At 70.0% G+C, this 18,193-nt stretch carries 17 protein-coding genes; 4 read left to right on the forward strand and 13 right to left on the reverse strand.

The window, feature by feature from the left end:
• Window positions 1–8: 8 nt before the first annotated feature.
• Window positions 9–977 (forward strand): serine hydrolase, encoded by a 969-nt coding sequence (locus BST44_RS13020; protein ID WP_083177531.1) that lies wholly within the window; start codon window positions 9–11, stop codon window positions 975–977.
• Here BST44_RS13020 and trmD read toward each other — a convergent pair.
• The 5 genes from trmD to BST44_RS13045 all read right to left on the reverse strand — a co-directional run bounded on the left by trmD (window position 974) and on the right by BST44_RS13045 (window position 3,764).
• Window positions 974–1,678 carry a tRNA (guanosine(37)-N1)-methyltransferase TrmD gene (trmD, locus tag BST44_RS13025; protein ID WP_083177532.1) on the reverse strand — a complete coding sequence of 235 codons (705 nt, stop codon included), beginning with the start codon at window positions 1,676–1,678 and terminating at the stop codon, window positions 974–976. The two genes, BST44_RS13020 and trmD, sit on opposite strands and share 4 nt — an antisense overlap.
• Window positions 1,675–2,196 (reverse strand): ribosome maturation factor RimM, encoded by a 522-nt coding sequence (gene rimM / locus BST44_RS13030; protein WP_083177533.1) that lies wholly within the window; start codon window positions 2,194–2,196, stop codon window positions 1,675–1,677. Before rimM ends, trmD begins: the two co-directional genes overlap by 4 nt.
• 16 nt (window positions 2,197–2,212) lie before the next feature.
• The gene (locus tag BST44_RS13035; RefSeq protein WP_003878715.1) at window positions 2,213–2,455 is read right to left on the reverse strand and encodes an RNA-binding protein; all 243 of its coding nucleotides are present in this window, start codon (window positions 2,453–2,455) and stop codon (window positions 2,213–2,215) included.
• A 7-nt stretch (window positions 2,456–2,462) separates the two neighbouring features.
• Window positions 2,463–2,978 (reverse strand): 30S ribosomal protein S16, encoded by a 516-nt coding sequence (rpsP, locus tag BST44_RS13040; protein ID WP_083177548.1) that lies wholly within the window; start codon window positions 2,976–2,978, stop codon window positions 2,463–2,465.
• Window positions 2,979–3,344: 366 nt separating this feature from the next.
• Window positions 3,345–3,764, reverse strand: coding sequence for a nuclear transport factor 2 family protein (locus tag BST44_RS13045; RefSeq protein ID WP_083177534.1), 420 nt, complete (start codon window positions 3,762–3,764; stop codon window positions 3,345–3,347).
• A gap of 59 nt (window positions 3,765–3,823) precedes the next feature.
• Between BST44_RS13045 and BST44_RS13050 the strand changes: the two genes are divergently transcribed.
• Window positions 3,824–4,708, forward strand: a complete 885-nt coding sequence (locus BST44_RS13050) for a D-alanyl-D-alanine carboxypeptidase family protein (RefSeq protein ID WP_083177535.1) — start codon at window positions 3,824–3,826, stop codon at window positions 4,706–4,708.
• Here BST44_RS13050 and BST44_RS13055 read toward each other — a convergent pair.
• From BST44_RS13055 to ffh, 4 genes are all read right to left on the reverse strand, one after another.
• On the reverse strand, window positions 4,703–5,305 hold the full coding sequence (locus BST44_RS13055; protein WP_083177536.1) for a TetR/AcrR family transcriptional regulator: 603 nt from the start codon (window positions 5,303–5,305) through the stop codon (window positions 4,703–4,705). The two genes, BST44_RS13050 and BST44_RS13055, sit on opposite strands and share 6 nt — an antisense overlap.
• Window position 5,306: 1 nt before the next feature.
• A complete protein-coding gene (locus tag BST44_RS13060) occupies window positions 5,307–7,136 on the reverse strand; it encodes an N-acyl-D-amino-acid deacylase family protein (protein ID WP_083177537.1) in 1,830 nt (609 codons plus the stop codon).
• A gap of 61 nt (window positions 7,137–7,197) precedes the next feature.
• Window positions 7,198–8,277, reverse strand: coding sequence for an amidohydrolase family protein (locus tag BST44_RS13065; protein WP_142274479.1), 1,080 nt, complete (start codon window positions 8,275–8,277; stop codon window positions 7,198–7,200).
• Window positions 8,278–8,334: 57 nt separating this feature from the next.
• A complete protein-coding gene (gene ffh / locus BST44_RS13070; protein WP_083177539.1) occupies window positions 8,335–9,903 on the reverse strand; it encodes a signal recognition particle protein in 1,569 nt (522 codons plus the stop codon).
• 245 nt (window positions 9,904–10,148) lie between these two features.
• On the opposite strand from ffh, the gene BST44_RS13075 reads away from it, so the two are divergent.
• Window positions 10,149–10,943: an alpha/beta hydrolase gene (locus BST44_RS13075; protein WP_083177540.1), complete on the forward strand. Its 795-nt coding sequence runs from the start codon at window positions 10,149–10,151 to the stop codon at window positions 10,941–10,943.
• A 100-nt stretch (window positions 10,944–11,043) separates the two neighbouring features.
• Entirely contained in the window at window positions 11,044–12,777 is a 1,734-nt protein-coding gene (locus BST44_RS13080; RefSeq protein WP_083177541.1) for a DEAD/DEAH box helicase, read from the forward strand.
• 6 nt (window positions 12,778–12,783) lie between these two features.
• Here BST44_RS13080 and BST44_RS13085 read toward each other — a convergent pair whose 3' ends face one another.
• From BST44_RS13085 to ftsY, 4 genes are all read right to left on the reverse strand, one after another.
• Window positions 12,784–15,249 carry a [protein-PII] uridylyltransferase gene (locus BST44_RS13085; protein WP_142274477.1) on the reverse strand — a complete coding sequence of 822 codons (2,466 nt, stop codon included), beginning with the start codon at window positions 15,247–15,249 and terminating at the stop codon, window positions 12,784–12,786.
• 45 nt (window positions 15,250–15,294) lie between these two features.
• Window positions 15,295–15,633, reverse strand: a complete 339-nt coding sequence (gene glnB / locus BST44_RS13090) for a nitrogen regulatory protein P-II (RefSeq protein ID WP_007171372.1) — start codon at window positions 15,631–15,633, stop codon at window positions 15,295–15,297.
• On the reverse strand, window positions 15,630–17,021 hold the full coding sequence (locus tag BST44_RS13095) for an ammonium transporter (protein ID WP_083177550.1): 1,392 nt from the start codon (window positions 17,019–17,021) through the stop codon (window positions 15,630–15,632). Before BST44_RS13095 ends, glnB begins: the two co-directional genes overlap by 4 nt.
• Window positions 17,022–17,207: 186 nt before the next feature.
• The coding region (gene ftsY, locus BST44_RS13100) for a signal recognition particle-docking protein FtsY (RefSeq protein ID WP_083177542.1) at window positions 17,208–18,193 on the reverse strand (986 nt) is incomplete at its 5' end.

Here is an 18,193-nt window from a genome sequence, read left to right on the forward strand (position 1 = left end):
GGAGAGGAATGCGCGTTCGGCCGCTGTTCTTGCTCACCGCCACGGCGGCGGTGGCGTTGGTGGTGGCCGCCGGGTGCGAGGCGAAGGTCCAGGCCAAGGCCTACAACTTCCCGGTCTACGTCACGCCCGAGAGCAGCCTGCGCCAACCGCCCCCGCAGCTGGCCGACCTGATGCTCGAGGCGGCCAAGCCGACGCGGGCCGCAGCGCAGCCCACGAGCGCGGGGCCCGTCGGCCTGCAGGCGCGGGTCCAGCAGGCGACCGACGAGGCGGCCGCCGGCGGCGCCGCGCTGTCGGTGGCGATCCTCGATCGCAAGACCCATCAGCTGGTGACCACCGGCAACAGCCAGGTCATCGGCACGGCATCGGTGGCCAAGCTGTTCATCGCCGATGACCTGCTGCTGCACGAATCCGAGGGCAAGGCGGCGCTGACGGCCGACGACCGCCAGGCTTTGGACGTCATGTTGCAGTCGTCCGACGACGGCGCGGCCGAGAGGTTCTGGGCCCAAGGCGGCGAGAACGCGATCATCAGCGCGGTCGCGGCCCGCTACGGGCTCACGTCGACCACCCCGCCCAGCGACGGCCGCTGGTGGAACACCATGAGCTCGATGACCGACCTGGTCCGCTACTACGACATGCTGCTCGACGGAACGGGCGGGCTGCCGGCCGACAAGGCGAAGGTGATCGTCGACGACCTGGCCCAGTCCACGCCGAACGGGCTCGACGGCTACCCGCAGCGCTTCGGCATCCCGGAAGGCCTCTACGCCGAACCGGTGGCCGTGAAGCAGGGCTGGATGTGCTGCATCGGTAGCGACTGGATGCACCTGTCGACCGGCGTGATCGGCACGGACCGCCGCTACATCATGGTGGTGCAGTCGCTGCAGCCCTCCGACGACGCCACCGCCCGCGACACCATCACCCGGGCGGTCAAGACGATCTTTCCCGAGGGCCGGGTCGACCCGTTGCGGCGCGGGCTCTAATCCGGGCGTTCGGGCGCGTCCAGGAGTTCGGGCCGGCGTTCGCGGGTGCGCCGCAGCGAGACCTCACGGCGCCAGGCGGCGACGCGCGCGTGGTCGCCGGACAACAGCACCTCGGGAACGTCGAGTCCGCGCCAGGTCGGCGGCCGCGTGTAGCTGGGCCCCTCCAGCAGCCGGTCCAGCGCGGGCGAGTGGGAGTCCTCCCGGTGTGACGCCGGATTTCCGAGCACGCCCTCGATCAGGCGCACCACGGCTTCGATCATCACCACCGCCGCCGACTCCCCGCCGGGCAGCACGTAGTCGCCGATCGACACCTCTTCCACCCGCATCCGCCGGGCGGCGTCCTCGATGACCCGCTGGTCGATGCCTTCATAACGACCGCACGCGAACACCAGGTGCCGCTCGGCGCTCCACCGCTGGGCGTCGGCCTGGGTGAACAACGTACCGGCAGGCGTGGGGACGATCAAAACGGTTTGCTCCGAGCAGATTTCGTCCAGCGCTTGGCCCCAGACCGGCGCCTTCATCACCATGCCGGGACCCCCACCGTAGGGTGCGTCGTCGACCGAGCGATGCACGTCGTGCGTCCACCGACGCAGGTCGTGCACCCGCAGGTCGACCAGGCCCGATTGAATCGCCTTGCCCGGCAACGATTGCCGCAGCGGGTCGAGGAAGGCCGGGAAGATGGTGACGACGTCGATCCTCATGCCAGGTCCAGCAGGCCCTCGGGCGGGTCGATCTCCACGACGCGGTCGGCCAGCGACACCGACGTGACGATCGCGCCGACGAACGGCACCAGCGCTTCCCCGCCGTCGCCCCGGCGCACCGCCAGCAATTCGCCTGCGGCGGTGTGCAACACCTCGGCGACGACGCCGACGTCCTGCCCAGTAACGGTGCGGACGTGCAGCCCTTCGAGCTGGTGGTCGTAATAGGTGTCCGGCTCGTCGATGGGGGGTAGGTCGTCGGAATCGACGACGAACACGGTGCCGCGCAGCGCGTCGGCCGAGTCACGGTCGGTCACTCCGGCCAACCGCAACAGCAGCCGGCCACCGTGTTCGCGCGCACTCTCGACGACGAAGTCGCGCTCCCCGCCGCCACGGGATGCCCTGCCGCGCAGGGTGTTACCAGGTGCGAACCGGGCGCCGGGATCGTCGGTGCGGATCTCGACGACGACCTCGCCGCCGATCCCGTGCGCCCTCGCGACGCGCCCGACGGTCAACTCCAACGGAGTTCCATGGCCGCTACTGGTCGGTGTCCACCACGTCGACGCGGATACCGCGGCCGCCGATGCCGGCGACCAGCGTGCGCAGGGCGGTCGCGGTGCGCCCGCCGCGCCCGATCACCTTGCCCAGGTCGTCGGGATGGACGTGGACCTCGACAGTGCGGCCGCGACGGCTGGTCACCATGTCAACCCGGACATCGTCGGGGTTGTCGACAATTCCGCGGACCAGGTGCTCCACCGCGTCAACGACGACCGTGCTCATCGCCGGTTCAGCTTTCGCTCGGCGCGGCCTGCTCGCCGCCCTCGGCAGCCGTTTCCGCCGGCGCGATCTCGGCGGCGGTCTCCGCGGGCGCCTCGGCGGCGGCCTCCGGCTCGGCGGCCTTCGCGGCCTTCTTGGCCGGGGCCTTCTTCTTCGGCTTCGCGGCCTCGGTGGTCGGGCCGCCCTCGGCCTCGGCCAGCGCCGCGTTGAACAGCTCGAGCTTGCTCGGCTTGGGCGGGGCCACCTTCAGGCGGCCCTCGGCGCCCGGCAGGCCCTTGAACTTCTGCCAGTCGCCGGTGATCTTCAGCAGCTTGAGGACGGGCTCGGTGGGCTGGGCACCCACGGACAGCCAGTACTGGGCCCGCTCGGAGTTGATCTCGATGAGGCTCGGGTCTTCCTTGGGGTGGTAGCGGCCGATGACCTCGATCGAGCGACCGTCGCGCCGGGTGCGCGCGTCGGCGACGGCGATGCGGTACTGGGGATTGCGGATCTTGCCAAGCCGGGTGAGCTTGATCTTCACAGCCATGGTTAAGCGAACTCTCCTGTGTGTGTCACGCTGCAATTCGGCGATCGGGGCGGGATGCCCGGATCCGGTTTTGCCTCGCGTGTATGACCACGAAGCGATGCGTAATCGCCAGGCGGACAGCAGCCCATTGTGCCAGAACAGGACGCCGCGCCAGAAATCGCGGCGATCGCAAGCGCGGCGAAGCCGGGCGCTGCGGGTCGCCGCCATCGAGCTCGCGGCGATCGCAAGCGCGGTGAAGCCGGGCGCTGCGGGTCGCCGCCATCGAGCTCGCGGCGATCGCAAGCGCGGCGAAGCCGGGCGCTGCGGGTCGCCGCCATCGAGCTCGCGGCGATCGCAAGCGCGGCGAAGGAGGCCGATCCGCCCGGCCTACATGACCTTCTGGAAGACCTTTGTCTCCACCCGGCGGGTCATTCGCCAGCCCTCGGGCGTGCGGACGAACTCGTCGTCGTACCACAGACCGCAGAACAACACCTGATCGTTGTCGCCGCCGAGCACCATCGGGTTGAAGCAGATTACCCGCGAGGAGGCCTTGTCCCCGTCGATGCGCACCGAGAAGTTGCCCAGCATGTGGGCGTACACCGGGAAGTTCGGCAGCACCTCCGACAGCCACTTCTTGACCTCCGGGTAGCGGCCCTCGATGCCGCCGAGGGCGGTGTAGTCGATGTACGCATCCTCGGTGAACACGTTGTCGAGGTCGTCGAATCGGCGCTGGTCAATGGCGGTGGAGTAGTCCACCAGCAGCTGCTGGATCTCTAAGCGGTCGGAAATCTCGGCCAGGCTCAACATGCATCGGACAGTAGACGAAAATCGGCGTCGAAAAGGCCCGGAAGTTAGACTTTCGGCTCATGCGCAAGGTCATGGCCCTCAGGGTCGGAGTCGCGGCCCTGCTCACCGTCGGTGCGTGCGGCGCCACCGCCCCCGCGTCCCGGGCCGACAGCATGCAGCCGGTCGGTTCGGTGCCGATCCCCGACGGGCCGGCCCAGACCTGGATCGTCGCCGACCTGGACAGCGGTCAGGTGCTGGCCGGCCGCGACCAGAATGTGGCCCACCCGCCGGCGAGCACCATCAAGGTGCTGCTCGCGTTGGTGACGCTGGACCAGGTGAGCCTGGACTCCACCGTGGTCGCCGACACCGCCGACACGCAGGTGGAGTGCAACTGCGTCGGCGTCAAACCGGGCCACCTCTACACCGCGCGCCAACTGCTCGACGGCCTGCTGCTGGTCTCGGGCAACGACGCCGCGAACACGCTGGCGCACATGCTCGGCGGCCCCGAGGCGACGGTCGCCAAGATGAACGCCAAGGCCGCCTCCCTGGGCGCGACGAGCACGCACGCCGCGACGCCGTCCGGCCTGGACGGGCCGGGTGGATCCGGGTCCTCGACGGCGCACGACCTGGCCGTCATCTTCCGCGCCGCGATGGCCAACCCGGTGTTCGCACAGATCACCGCGGAGCCGTCGGCGATGTTCCCCGGCGATAACGGCGACCACCTCATCACCAACCAGGACGAACTGTTGCAGCGCTACCCGGGCGCGATCGGCGGCAAGACCGGGTTCACCGACGCCGCCCGCAAAACCTTCGTCGGGGCGGCCGCCCGGGGCGGCCGGCGGCTGGTCATCGCCATGATGTACGGCCTGGTGAAGGCCGGCGGGCCGAGCTACTGGGACCAGGCGGCGACGTTGTTCGACTGGGGTTTCGCGCTCAACCCGCAGTCCAGCATCGGCTCGCTATAGGCCCGCGTCCGGCGCCGCCGCGGACAGCAGCGTCATCAGCATCGGAATCCGTTGCTCGGTGATCTGCGGCTGCGGAAGCACCCCCTCCACCACCGCGGCCCCGTCGAACACGTTGGTGAGCACCGCCACCAGGACCGGGAACGTTTCCTCGGGGAAGCCCTCGGCGCCGGGCAGCGTGCGCGCGGCCTCGTGGATCTTGGTGGAGTACTGGCGCAGCTCGTGCTGCAAAGTGGCCCTTAGCTTTTCGTCAGTGCGTGCGGCGACCAGCAGCTCGTAGAGCACGGCGTTGCTCGGGGCGGTGGTGAGGTCGCGGAGTATGCCCAGGGCGGCTTCCAGCGCCGGCCGACCGGGCGGGATTTCGGCGACGCGCTTGGTGAACGTCTCGAGCTGACGACGCAGCACTTCGGACGCGGTGGCGGCCATGAAATCGCCCATCGTCTCGAAGTGCCGGAACAGGGCACCCACGGAGACCCCCGCGCGTTTGGTGATCGCGGCCGCCGACGCCCTGGCGTATCCGACCTCGATGATGGTGTCGATGCACGCGTCGAGGAGCCGCCCCACGGTCTCCTCGCGGCGCTGCTGCTGGGTCCTGGCCACGTCAGGCTCCGATTTTGAGGGCGGTCCGGCCGAGGTGCCGCTGCCCCGCGCGCAGGTAGCGGCCCGACTTGACGGTCTGGCCGTAGCCGTCGCGGAACCGGCCCGCGCGGAAGACGACGGCGCCGCCGACACCGGTCGCGACGACGGCGTCGTCGTTGCGATTGACCATGCGCCGCAGGCCGCCGTAGAACGGCACCTCCTCCTCGTAGTAGCCCTCGACGGCCTCGTTGAGGCCGGCCGGGTCGATCACCACGAAGTCCGCGCGGTCGCCCTGGCGCAGGGTGCCGGCGTCGACGCCGAACCACTCCCCCAGCTCGCCGGTCAGGCGATGCACCGCCCGCTCGGTCGACATGAACGGCGCGCCGGCCCGGTGGGCGTCGCGGACGCGCTTGAGCAGCTTCAGCGGAAAGTTGTAGAAGGCCATGTTGCGCAGGTGGGCACCGGCATCGGAGAAGCCCATGTGCACGCTGCCCTCGTTGGCGAGCGCGTCGAGCAGTTTGGGGCGATGGTTGGCGACGACGGTCGTCCAGCGGACATTACGCTCACCGTTCTCGACGAGCACGTCCAGGAAAGCGTCGAGCGGGTGCAGCTTGCGCTCGTCGGCGATGGCCCCGAAGCTCTTGCCTATCAACGACTCATCGGGGCATTCCACGATGACGGCGTCGTGGAAGTCGCGATGCCACAACGACGGTCCCAGTTTGATGCGGTCGAACTCGCGGCGGAACTTGCGCCGGTATTCCTTGTCGGCCAGTAACTCGTTGCGCTGCAACTGGTCCCGTAAGTGCAGGGCCGCCGTTCCGGCCCCGAACTCCTCGAAGACGGGCAGGTCGATCCCGTCTGAGTACAACTCGAACGGCACCGGCAGATGCTGGAATCGCACGGAAGAGCCCAGCAGCTTGTTCAGCAGGCGGGCACCCGGGCCGAAGACATATACCGAGAGCGGCATCGACTTGGCGTCGGCGGACACCAGCATGCTCATGCGAACGCCCTTGCCCCAGTTGAGTATCCGGCTGCTGGCCAGGAAGAACAGCATCCCGGTCGCCGGCTTTGCCACGTTGGGGGCACTCTGCAGGATGCGGCCGCGCTTGCGCAGCACCTTGATCAGCCGGCGCCGCTCGCGCCAGGTCGCGAAGGTGGACGGCAGCGCCCGCGACCGGAAGCGTTCACCGTCGAGCTTGTCGATGGCCGCGTCCATTCCCGACATGCCGAGCAACCCGGCTTCGAGCGCCTCGTCGAGCAGGTCCGCCATCCGCGTCAGTTCGGCGTCGGTGGGCGAGACGTCGGCGTCGGTGGCCCGGTCGAGCCCCAGCACCGCGGCCCGTAGGTCCGAATGACCAAGCAGCGAGCCGATATTCGGGCCCAGGGGCAAGGCGTCGATCGCCTTGACGTATTCCGCAGGGGTGGACCAGGTCTTGTTCTGCAGGGCCCCGTACACGTATTCGCGCGGCACGGCCTCGACCCGGCTGAAGAGGTCGGCGGCGTCTTCGGAGCCGGCGTAGACCGTCGACAAAGAGCAGTTCCCCAGCAGCACGGTGGTGACACCGTGCCGCACGGACTCGCCCAGGCCCGGGTCCAGCAGCACCTCGGCGTCGTAGTGGGTGTGCACGTCGACAAACCCCGGCACGACCCACTTGCCGGCCGCGTCGATCACCTCCGGGCAGCCCGTCTCGTCCAGTGGCACGTCCGACACCGTGGCGACCACGCCGTCGCGGATGCCCAGCGTGCGGGTTTGCGGTGCGCTGCCGGTGCCGTCGAACCACAGCCCGTCGCGAATGATCACGTCGTACGCCACTTCTGCCTCCAGGTCGTCGTGTGACACGCAACGTAACATAGATAGCAAGTGCTCGCAATCTTTTTCTTGGGACGCGCGTGTCGGCCCGTCCGGCGTGCAGCTACGCCGCGGGCCGAAACACCCTGCCGCGCAATATCACCAGGTCAGGACGGTGCAGCGTGGCCCGGCCGGACCGCGGGTCGTCCGAGTAGCACAGCAGGTCGGCGGACGCGCCGTCATCGAGCGCGGGCCGGCCCAGCCAGCGACGCGCGTCCCAGCACGCCGCGCCCAGCGCGTCGGTCGCGCTCATCCCGATGCGCTTGAGCGCGTCGACCTCGTCGGCGATCCGGCCGGGAGCGACCATGGTGCCCGCGTCGCTTCCGGCGTAGATCGGCACGCCCGCTTCACGCGCCGCTGCGATCCGCCCCAGCCCGCGCGCGTGCAGGTCACGCATGTGGGCGGCATAGGCCGGATACTTCGCGGCGGCGGCGTCGGCGATGCCGGGGAAATTCTCGACGATGTTGACCAGCGTGGGCACCAGCACGGTCCCGTGCTCGACCATCAGCGCGATGTTCTCGTCGGTGAGCCCGGTGCCGTGTTCGATGCAGTCGATGCCGGCGTTGATCAGCCCGGGCAGGGCGTCCTCACTGAAGACGTGGGCCGTGACGCGGGCGCCGTGGGCGTGTGCCGTCTCGATGGCGGCCTTGAGCACGTCGTCGGACCACAGCGGTGCCAGGTCGCCGACCGTGCGGTCGATCCAGTCGCCGACCAGCTTGATCCAGCCATCCCCGCGCTGCGCCTCCCCGGCCACCGCCTCGGGCAGTTGCCACTCGTCTTCCAGCTCCCGCGAAAAGCCCGCCGCATAGCGCTTGGGCCTGGCGAGATGTTTTCCGGCGCGGATGATCCGCGGCAGGTCGTCGCGGTCGTCGAGGCTGCGGGTGTCGGTGGGTGAGCCGCAGTCGCGCAACAGCAACGCGCCGACGTCGCGTTCGATTTCGGCTTGGGTGATCGCGTCGTCGAGCGGGATCTCCCCGTGATCGCCGAGGCCGACGTGACAGTGGGCGTCGACCAGGCCGGGCAGGATCCAGCCACCGTCGAAGACGGTGTCGGCCCCGGTCACGCGCTCGGTGCTGATGCGCCCGTCGACGATCCACAGCTCGGTGCGGGTCTCGTCGGGCAGCCCGACGCCTCGCAGGTGCATCCGCACGGCGCGGCTACGTCCGACGGTGACGACCCGGGGGCACCACGCTCGCGATCGTCACGACTTCTTGCCCTGGTTGCCGGGGAACTTGAGCTTGGACAGGTCGAAGTCGGCCAGCCCGGGCGGCAGCTCGTTGAGGCCCTCGGGCATGTGCGAGAGGTCGGGGAAGCCCGCGGGCATTCCCGGCATGGCGGCGCCCAGCGGGTTGCGCACCTTGGGCGGGGTCGGCCCACGGCCGCCCTTCTTTCCCTTCTTGCCTTTGGCGCCCTTGGCCTTTCGAGTCGCCGACTTGCGGCCCATGCCGGGGATGCCCATGCCGCCGAGCATCGACGACATCATCTTGCGGGCCTCGAAGAAGCGGTCGACCAGCTGGTTGACCTCGGACACCGTCACGCCGGAGCCGTTGGCGATGCGCAGCCGCCGGGAGGCGTTGATGATCTTCGGGTCGGCCCGCTCCTGCGGCGTCATGCCGCGGATGATGGCCTGCAGGCGGTCGAGTTGCCTGTCGTCGACCTGGGCCAGCGCCTCCTTCATCTGCCCCGCGCCGGGCAGCATGCCCAGCAGGTTGCCGATCGGGCCCATCTTGCGGATGGCGAGCATCTGCTCCAGGAAGTCCTCGAGCGTCAGCTCGCCGGTGCCGATCTTGGCGGCGGCCGCCTCGGCTTGCTCGGCGTCGAAGACCTGCTCGGCCTGTTCGATCAGGCTCAGCACATCGCCCATGCCCAGGATGCGGCTGGCCATCCGGTCGGGGTGGAAGACGTCGAAGTCCTCCAGCTTCTCGCCGGTGGACGCGAAAAGGATTGGGACGCCGGTGACCTCGCGGACCGACAGCGCGGCGCCACCGCGGGCGTCGCCGTCCAGCTTGGTCAACACCACCCCGGTGAAGCCGACGCCCTCGCGGAACGCCTCGGCGGTGGTCACCGCGTCCTGCCCGATCATCGCGTCCAGCACGAACAGGACTTCGTCGGGATTGACGGCGTTCCGGATGGCCGCCGCCTGCGCCATCAACTCGTCGTCGATGCCCAGGCGGCCGGCGGTGTCGACGATCACGACGTCGTGGTGCTTGGCCCGGGCTTCGGCGAGCCCGGCGGCAGCCACCGCGACCGGGTCGCCGGGCCCCGATTCGGGGGACTCGCCCGGATGGGGGGCGAACACCGGCACACCGGCGCGCTCGCCGACCACTTGCAGCTGGTTCACGGCGGCCGGCCGCTGCAGGTCGCACGCCACCAGCAGCGGGGTGTGCCCCTGCCCGCGCAGCCAGGCGGCCAGCTTGCCGGCCAGCGAGGTCTTACCGGAACCCTGCAGGCCCGCGAGCATCACCACGGTCGGCGGGGTCTTGGCGAAGGCCAGCCGGCGGGTCTCGCCGCCCAGGATGCCGATGAGTTCCTCGTTGACGATCTTGACGACCTGCTGCGCCGGGTTGAGGGCGCCGGAAACCTCGGCGCCTTTGGCGCGATCCTTGATGCGGGTGACGAACGCCCGCACCACGGGCAACGACACGTCGGCTTCCAGCAGCGCCAGCCGGATCTCGCGGGTGGTGGCCTCGATGTCGGCGTCGGTCAGTCGACCCTTGCCGCGTAGTCCCTGAAGGGCACCGGTCAGCCGGTCGGACAGCGATTCAAACACCCCGCCAGCCTAGTGGTACTGCAAGCGCGGCACCGCCGGGCGCAGCAGGTACCACTCAATCGGGCCAAGTGGTACTGCAAGCGCGGTACCGCCGGGCGCCCGCCGGCCACGACATATAAACGGCCGCGACGACACGCCGAGCCGAGTCGCAATGGTTTATGTCTGGCGAGCGCTCCCATGGGCCGGCCTCGATCCGCGGGCGCAATTTCAGCCCGGCGCAGGCGAACGCGCTATTGAATGGTCCCATGCTCGAGGTGATCGACAAGGGGTCCTGCGGCCGGGATCACCCGGTGCCGCTGCTCTTCGTGCACGGCGGCTGGCACGGCGCGTGGTGCTGGGAGCACTTCCTGGATTTCTTCGCCGACGCCGGCTACCGCGCAGTCGCGGTGAGCCTGCGCGGACACGGCTCCAGCCCGACGGCCAAGCCCTTGCACAAGGTGTCCATCGCCGACTACATCGACGACGTCCGCTCGGTGGCCGACGAACTCGGCGGCGCGCCGGTGCTGATCGGCCACTCGCTGGGCGGCTTCGTCATCCAGCGCTACCTGGAACGGCGGAGCGCCCCGGCGGCGGTGCTGGTGGGCTCCGTGCCGCCGCAGGGCGTGCTCCGGTTGGCCGTGCGCGTGTGGCGGCGCCGGCCGTCGATGACCATGGAAGCGTGGAACGACCCCACGCTGCTGAAGTTCCTCGCCACCCCGGCGCTGGCCCGCGAATACCTGTTCTGCGCCGACACGCCCGAGGCCATCGTCGAATCCTGTAGGCAGCGCGCCGGGGCCGAGAGCGTCCGCGCCGCCATGACCGATCCGATGGTCCGCCGCGTCCGAACCCGACGGGTGACCACCCCGATCCTGGTCCTCGGCGCCGAGTACGACGGCTTCGTCAGTGTCGGCGACGTGCGTGCCACGGCACGCGCCTACCGCACGGAGCCGGAATTCTTCGCGATGGGCCACAACATGATGCTCGAGCCGGGCTGGCCCAACGTCGCCGAACGCATTCACGACTGGCTTGCGGCCCGCGACCTGGTAAGCCGGGCGGGGTAATCCGCTCGAGTCGTTACTGCGCCGAAAAGCGTTGGCGTGCTACATTTCACGTCCGCACTTAACCGAGCTTTCCGCATCGAAAACTGCACTACGGGGGGAAATGTCCGTGCAACCGGTCGATCGCACGGAGTCCTCCGTCGACGACGGCGGCGGCCGGGCGCTGCGGGGCTGGCAGCGCCGGGCGCTGGTGAAATACCTCGCCGGCCAGCCGCGCGATTTCCTGGCCGTGGCGACCCCGGGATCGGGAAAGACGACGTTCGCCCTGCGGGTGGCGGCCGAGCTGCTGAGCCAGCGCGCCGTGGACCAGATCACGGTCGTGGTGCCCACCGAACACCTCAAGGTGCAGTGGGCGCTGGCCGCCGCGCGGCACGGCATCGCGCTGGACCCGAAGTTCTCCAACTCCACTGCCCACACGTCGGGCGAGTACCACGGCGTGATGGTCACCTACGCGCAGGTGGCCGCGCACCCCACGCTGCACCGGGTGCGGACCGAGCAGCGCAAGACGCTGGTGGTGTTCGACGAGATCCATCACGGCGGTGACGCCAAGACGTGGGGTGACGCCATCCGCGAGGCCTTCGGCGACGCCACGCGCCGGCTGGCCCTGACGGGCACCCCGTTCCGCAGTGACGACAGCCCCATCCCGTTCGTGGCCTACGAGGCGGGCGCCGACGGGGTGCGGCGCTCGCAGGCCGACCACACCTACGGCTACGCCGAAGCCCTCGCCGACGGGGTGGTCCGCCCGGTCGTGTTTTTGGCCTACTCCGGGGAGGCGCGCTGGCGGGACAGCGCCGGCGAGGAACACGCGGCACGGCTGGGTGAGCCGCTGACCGCCGAGCAGACGGCGCGGGCCTGGCGGACGGCGCTCGACCCCGCCGGCGAATGGATGCCCGCGGTGATCGCGGCCGCCGACCAGCGGCTGCGCCAGAAGCGCGCGCATGTGCCCGACGCCGGCGGCATGATCATCGCCTCCGACCGCACCGCGGCCCGCGCCTACGCCGCCCTGCTGACCAGGCTGACCTCGGAGGCGCCCACGGTGGTGCTGTCCGACGACCCCGGATCGTCCGCGCGTATCAGCGAATTCGCCGCCGGAACTACCCGGTGGCTGGTCGCGGTGCGGATGGTCTCCGAAGGCGTCGACGTGCCCCGGCTCTCGGTCGGCATCTACGCCACCAGCGCCTCCACGCCGCTGTTCTTCGCTCAGGCGATCGGCCGGTTCGTGCGCTCGCGCCGGCCGGGTGAGACCGCGAGCGTCTTCCTGCCGTCGGTGCCCAACCTGCTTCAGCTCGCCAGCGAGCTGGAGGCCCAGCGCAACCACGTGCTCGGGGAGCCGCACCGCCCGGCCGAGGATCCGCTGGACGCCGATGCGGCGGTCAGGACGCAGACCGAGAAGACCGACACGGACACGGGATTCACGGCGCTGGGCGCCGACGCGGAGCTGGATCAGGTCATCTTCGACGGATCGTCGTTCGGCACCGCCGCCCCGGCCGGCAGCGACGAGGAGGCCGATTACCTCGGCATTCCCGGGTTGCTCGACGCCGAGCAGATGCGCGCGCTGCTGCACCGCCGCCAGGATGAGCAGCTCCAGCGACGGGCCGCCCAGGCGACGCCGGCCGCGGTCTCCGCGCCGCCGTCGATGCACGGCCAGCTGCGCGAGTTGCGCCGCGAGCTCAACTCGCTGGTGTCGGCCACCCACCACCGCACCGGCAAACCGCACGGCTGGATCCACAGCGAGCTGCGCCGCCGGTGCGGGGGCCCGCCGATCGCGGCCGCGACCCGCGAGCAGATCCAGGCCCGGATCGAGGCCCTGCGGCGACTCAACGCGGAGCACTCCTGAGGCCCGCTAGTCGCCGACGGGCTCCTCGAGCACCTCGACCGCGGGGCCGCCCAGCACGGCGAGCAGGTTCTGCTCGATCGCGGCCCGCGCGTCGAGCTCGGCGCCGGGCTTAACCGTCACGCAGAACACGTCGGCCGCCGTCGAGCCGAACGTGTTGACCTTGGCCCAGGCGATGTCCGCGTCCGCGCGTTCCAGCGCGCTGGTCAGCAGCGCGAGCAGGCCGAGGCGGTCCATGGCGCGGACTTCGAAGATCAACTGGCCGGCGGTCGTCGGGTCCAGCCACAGGATGCGCGGCGGGGCGGTCGACCGGGTGACGGGCACCCCGGCCTGAATCTCGCCGGCCCGCGCCGTCGCGGCGCTGACGGCGTCGCTGTCGCGCCGCTCCAGCGTCCCGAGGACGTCGAGGTCGCCGGCCAGCGCGCCGTTGAATTGTTGGCGCAGCAAGCCCGATTCGGGCGGCGAGCCGAACACCGGCGACACGACGAACTCGACGATCGCGACGCCCTCGTGGATGTTGGCCAACGCCGAATGGATGCGCAACGAGTTCAACGCCAGCACCGCCGCGGCCTTCGACACGAGCCCCCGCTGGTCCGGCGCGAGCATCACCGCCGTCAACCGCTCGCGGTCGCCGGCTTTGATCTCCACATACACCCCGCGGCCGGCCGCCAACGAAAGATAATGCGGCGCAATAGGTTCCGCTTCCGGAAGCGACTCGCCGGCCATCACCAGCCGGCACCGGCGGACCAGGTCGTCGATCAGCGACGCCTTCCAGTCGCTCCACACTCCGGGCCCGGTGGCCTTCGAGTCCGCCTCGGCGAGCGCGTGCAGCAGCTCGAGCAATTGCGCGTCGCCGTGCAGGGCCCCGGCCACCGACTCGATGGTCTTGGGGTCGTTGAGGTCACTGCGGGTGGCCGTTATCGGTAGCAGCAGGTGATGGCGGACCATGCCCGCGAGCGTCTCGGTGTCGTGGGCCGACAGCCCGAGCCTGTTGCCGATCGGGACCGTCAATTCCGCACCGAGCACGCAGTGGTCGGTGCCGCGCCCCTTGCCGATGTCGTGCAGCAGCGCGCCGAGCGCGAGCAGGTCGGAGCGCGCCACGCGCGTTGTGAGCGGGGCGGCGTTGACCGTGGTTTCGACGATGTGACGGTCGACGGTCCACTTGTGCGAGACGTCGCGTGGCGGAAGGTCGCGGACCGCGTCCCATTCCGGGAACAGCCGGCCCCACAGCCCGGTGCGGTCCAGCGACTCGATCGTGTTCACCGCGGTGGGCCCGGCCAGCAGCACGACCAGCAGGTCGTCCAGCGCCTCGCGCGGCCACGGCGACGGCAGGTCCGGGGCGCTGTCGGCCAGCCGTTTGAGCGTGCCCGCGGCGATGGGCAGGCCGGTGTCCGCCGAGGCGGCCGCGACGCGCAGCACCAACCCCGGATCGCCCTGAGGGCGGGCGTCGCGGGCGAGCACCACCTCGCCGTCGTACTCGACGACGCCCTCGTCCAGCGGTCGCCGCCTCGGGCGCCGCACCAGCGCGCTGAGGCCGCGGCGGGGCAGCGCGTTCTGCGCGGTGCGCAGCCCTGTCTCGGCGTGGTAGGCGATGGTGCGGCTGACGCTGGAGAGCATGCGGGACAGGTCAAATCGGTCCCCCACGCCCAGCGCGGCGCTGACGTCGTCGGCGAACTGCGCCAGCAGTTGATCGAGTCCGCGTTTGGATACCCGGTGCAATTCGGTGCGGACGTCGAGCAGCGTCAGGTACGCGGCGTCCAGCGATCCCCCGGGAGCGTCCGGGTGGCCCATGCCGCGGCGGTCGATGAGCTGCGCGACGCCCAGCGCGTCGAGCAGTTGGACGTCGCGCAGGCCGCCGCGTCCCGACTTCAGGTCCGGCTCGGCCCGCTGTGCGATCCGCCAACACCGTTGCCAGCGTTCGTATGTCATCGCGACGAGCTCGTCCATGCGCGACCGGATCGCGCTGCGCCACTGGCGGCGCGCCCCGTCGATCAATTCGGCCGACAGCCGCTCGTCGCCGGCGATGTGGCGTGCGTCCAGCATGCCCAGCGCGGCCACCAGGTCGCTGTTGGCAACACCCAGGGCGCCGGAGACCGTGCGCACGCTGTGGTCGAGCCGAACGTTGGCGTCCCACAACGGATACCAGAGCCCGTCGGCAACCCGCTGCAGCACGTCGTCAGACTTGTTGTCGTGCAACAGCATCAGGTCGAGATCGGAATACGGCAGCAGCTCCCGGCGCCCCAGGCCGCCGACTCCCACGACCGCGAAGCCGCTGCCGTCGGTGACGCCGACCTCGCCGGACTTGGCGACCAACCAGGATTCGTGCAGCTCCAGCCAGGCTTTCCGCAACTCCGCCGCGCCCAGGTGACCGCCGTCGGCCAGCAGCTGACGCCGCGCAGACGCCAAATCGCTTGCCCCGCCGGCGTTTCGGATCCCCGCTTCAGATGACCCGGACGGGCCGGGTGGGCTTGTCATACCCTCCCGGCCCGTCCGGCCCGGTTCAGCGATGTGCGGCTAAGATCAGAGGGCATCGGTTCCGCGTTCACCCGTGCGCACTCGCACAATGGTTTCCACCGGGGTGACCCACACCTTGCCGTCACCGATCTTGCCGGTGCGCGCCGCGCGGACGATACTGTCCACGACCTTGTCCACGACGGAATCGTCGACCACGACCTCGATTCGCACCTTCGGCACGAAATCCACCGAGTACTCCGCACCCCGGTAGACCTCGGTGTGGCCCTTCTGCCGCCCGTACCCTTGAATTTCGCTGACCGTCATCCCCAGGACGCCCGCGTCCTCGAGGCTGGTCTTCACGTCATCGAGGGTGAACGGCTTCACAATTGCGGTGACTAGCTTCATGCCTGCTCTGCCTCCACCTTGTCGCCCACTCGGTCCTCCTCCAGGCCGTTGCGGTCATCCACCGGAATCCGCGCCGCCGGGAGAACGGACCCTTGCCCACCGATCGTTCCGAAATCGTACGCGCTCTCCGCGTGCTCGGACTCGTCGATACCGGTCGATTCCTCCTCGGCGGGGACACGCAACCCGATCGTGTACTTCAGGATCAAAGCCAGGATCAGCGTGACGATGCCCGAGTAGAACAGTACGGCGAAGGCGCCGACGGCCTGCCGTTCCAGCTGGGCCCAGCCGCCGCCGTAGAACAGCCCCTTGGACACCCCGGCCACGCCGTTGATCGCCGGGGATTCGGGCGCGGCGAGCAGCCCCACCAACAGGGTGCCCGTCAGACCGCCGATCATGTGCACCCCGACGACGTCGAGCGAGTCGTCGTAGCCGAACTTGAACTTCAGTCCCACCGCCAGCGCGCACACCACCCCGGCCACCGCGCCGACCGCCAGCGCGCCCAGCACGTTCACCGACGAGCAGGACGGCGTGATCGCGACCAGTCCGGCGACGATGCCCGACGCCGCTCCCAGCGTCGTGGGCTTGCCGTCGCGGATGCGCTCGGTGAGCAGCCAGGCCAGCATGGCCGTGGCCGTCGCGATGGTGGTGGTCATGAACGTGGTACCGGCGGAGCCGTTGGAGCTGGTCGCCGAACCGGCGTTGAACCCGAACCAGCCGAACCACAGCAGGCCGGCACCGAGCATCACGAAGGGCAGGTTGTGCGGCCGGAACAGCGTCGTCGGCCACCCGCGGCGCTTGCCCAGCACGATCGCCAACGCCAGCCCCGCCACACCGGAATTGATGTGGACCGCTGTCCCCCCGGCGAAGTCGATGGCGTGCAGCTTGTTGTTGATCCAGCCGCCGTGCTCGGACGCGAAGCCGTCGGCGGCGAACACCCAGTGCGCGACCGGGAAGTAGACCAGCGTCGCCCACAGTCCGGAGAACACCAGCCAGGCGGTGAACTTGAGCCGGTCGGCCACCGCGCCGGAGATCAGCGCGACGGTGATGATCGCGAACATCAGCTGGAAGGCCACGAACACCGTGGCGGGCATGGTGCCTGCCAGCGGGATGTCGACCTGCGCGACCCCCTTGCTCGGGTCCGCCTTGACGGCGTTGCCGCCGATAAGCTTTGCCAGGCCCCAATAATCGGTCGGGTTGCCCACGACGCCGCCCCGGTCGTCGCCGAACGACATCGAGTAGCCGTAGAGCACCCAGAGCACGGTCACCACGCCCATCGCGCTGATGCTCATCATGATCATGTTGAGCACGCTTCGGGTGCGCACCATGCCGCCGTAGAAGAACGCAAGGCCCGGCGTCATCAACAGCACTAGCGCGGAACTCGCCAACATCCAGGCGGTATCGCCGGTATCGGGTTGGCCCAATTGCGGGAATGCCACTCGCTCACCTCCGGTCGGACATGAATGGCCGTCAGGCGACGCCTGTGACCTGATCCAGAACCTTGCGAGATTGTTGTTTCCGCAGTGGGGCCACCGTGTTTCGGCGGGATTAACGTCCCGCTCGCCGTGTAAGCGGTGTCAGCCGAGCAGGGCGTCGACGAAGGCGGCGGGCTCGAACGGCGCCAGGTCGTCGGGGCCTTCCCCGAGCCCGACCAGCTTCACCGGCACCCCGAGCTCCTGTTGGACGCGGAATACGATGCCGCCCTTGGCCGTACCGTCCAGCTTGGTCAGCACGGCGCCGGTGATCTCGACGACCTCGGCGAACACCCGCGCCTGGGCGAGCCCGTTCTGCCCGATGGTGGCGTCGAGCACCAGCAGCACCTCATCAACAGCTGCGCGCCGCGTCACCACGCGCTTGACCTTGTCGAGCTCGTCCATCAGCCCGACCTTGGTGTGCAGCCGGCCTGCGGTGTCGATGAGTACCACGTCGGCACCCGACGCGATGCCCTTGTCGACAGCGTCGAAGGCCACCGATGCGGGGTCGGCACCCTCGGCCCCGCGCACCACTTCCGCGCCCACCCGGGACGCCCACGTCTGCAGCTGGTCGGCCGCGGCGGCGCGGAAGGTGTCGGCGGCGCCGAGCACGACGCGGCGCCCGTCGGCCACCAGCACCCGCGCCAGCTTGCCGACGGTGGTCGTCTTTCCCGTGCCGTTCACGCCGACCACCAGCAACACCGAGGGGTGGTCGTCGTGCGGCAGGGCGCGGATCGACCGGTCCATGTCGGGATGCAACTCCCGGATCAGCACGTCGCGCAGGACGGCCTTCGCGTCGGCCTCGGTGCGCACGGCGCTGCCGGCCAGGCGGTCGCGCAGCTGCGACATCACCGACTCGGTGACCACCGGGCCGAGGTCGGCGACCAGCAGGGTGTCCTCGACGTCCTGCCACGCGTCTTCGTCGAGGTCCCCACCGCCGATCAGGCCCAGCACGCTGCGTCCCAGCGCGTTCTGCGAGCGGGCCAGCCGGCCGCGGAGCCGCTCCAGGCGCCCTTCTGGCGGCGCGATGGCCTCGATCTCGGGGGCCTCGGGGGCCGGCTGGCCCGCTCGCAGAACGCGCTGGGACGCAG

Origin of the sequence: Mycobacterium scrofulaceum (assembly GCF_002086735.1) — a bacterium.
Classification (GTDB): domain Bacteria; phylum Actinomycetota; class Actinomycetes; order Mycobacteriales; family Mycobacteriaceae; genus Mycobacterium; species Mycobacterium scrofulaceum.

Excerpts from the sequence above, each read along its gene's own strand:
- BST44_RS13020 (WP_083177531.1), top strand. The coding sequence starts at position 9 with ATGCGCGTTCGGCCGCTGTTCTTGCTCACCGCCACGGCGGCGGTGGCG.
- trmD (WP_083177532.1), bottom strand. The coding sequence starts at position 1,678 with ATGAGGATCGACGTCGTCACCATCTTCCCGGCCTTCCTCGACCCGCTG.
- BST44_RS13035 (WP_003878715.1), bottom strand. The coding sequence starts at position 2,455 with ATGAGCACGGTCGTCGTTGACGCGGTGGAGCACCTGGTCCGCGGAATT.
- rpsP (WP_083177548.1), bottom strand. The coding sequence starts at position 2,978 with ATGGCTGTGAAGATCAAGCTCACCCGGCTTGGCAAGATCCGCAATCCC.
- BST44_RS13045 (WP_083177534.1), bottom strand. The coding sequence starts at position 3,764 with ATGTTGAGCCTGGCCGAGATTTCCGACCGCTTAGAGATCCAGCAGCTG.
- BST44_RS13050 (WP_083177535.1), top strand. The coding sequence starts at position 3,824 with ATGCGCAAGGTCATGGCCCTCAGGGTCGGAGTCGCGGCCCTGCTCACC.
- BST44_RS13060 (WP_083177537.1), bottom strand. The coding sequence starts at position 7,136 with ATGTTACGTTGCGTGTCACACGACGACCTGGAGGCAGAAGTGGCGTAC.
- BST44_RS13065 (WP_142274479.1), bottom strand. The coding sequence starts at position 8,277 with ATGCACCTGCGAGGCGTCGGGCTGCCCGACGAGACCCGCACCGAGCTG.
- BST44_RS13075 (WP_083177540.1), top strand. The coding sequence starts at position 10,149 with ATGCTCGAGGTGATCGACAAGGGGTCCTGCGGCCGGGATCACCCGGTG.
- BST44_RS13080 (WP_083177541.1), top strand. The coding sequence starts at position 11,044 with ATGTCCGTGCAACCGGTCGATCGCACGGAGTCCTCCGTCGACGACGGC.
- BST44_RS13085 (WP_142274477.1), bottom strand. The coding sequence starts at position 15,249 with ATGACAAGCCCACCCGGCCCGTCCGGGTCATCTGAAGCGGGGATCCGA.
- glnB (WP_007171372.1), bottom strand. The coding sequence starts at position 15,633 with ATGAAGCTAGTCACCGCAATTGTGAAGCCGTTCACCCTCGATGACGTG.
- BST44_RS13095 (WP_083177550.1), bottom strand. The coding sequence starts at position 17,021 with ATGTTGGCGAGTTCCGCGCTAGTGCTGTTGATGACGCCGGGCCTTGCG.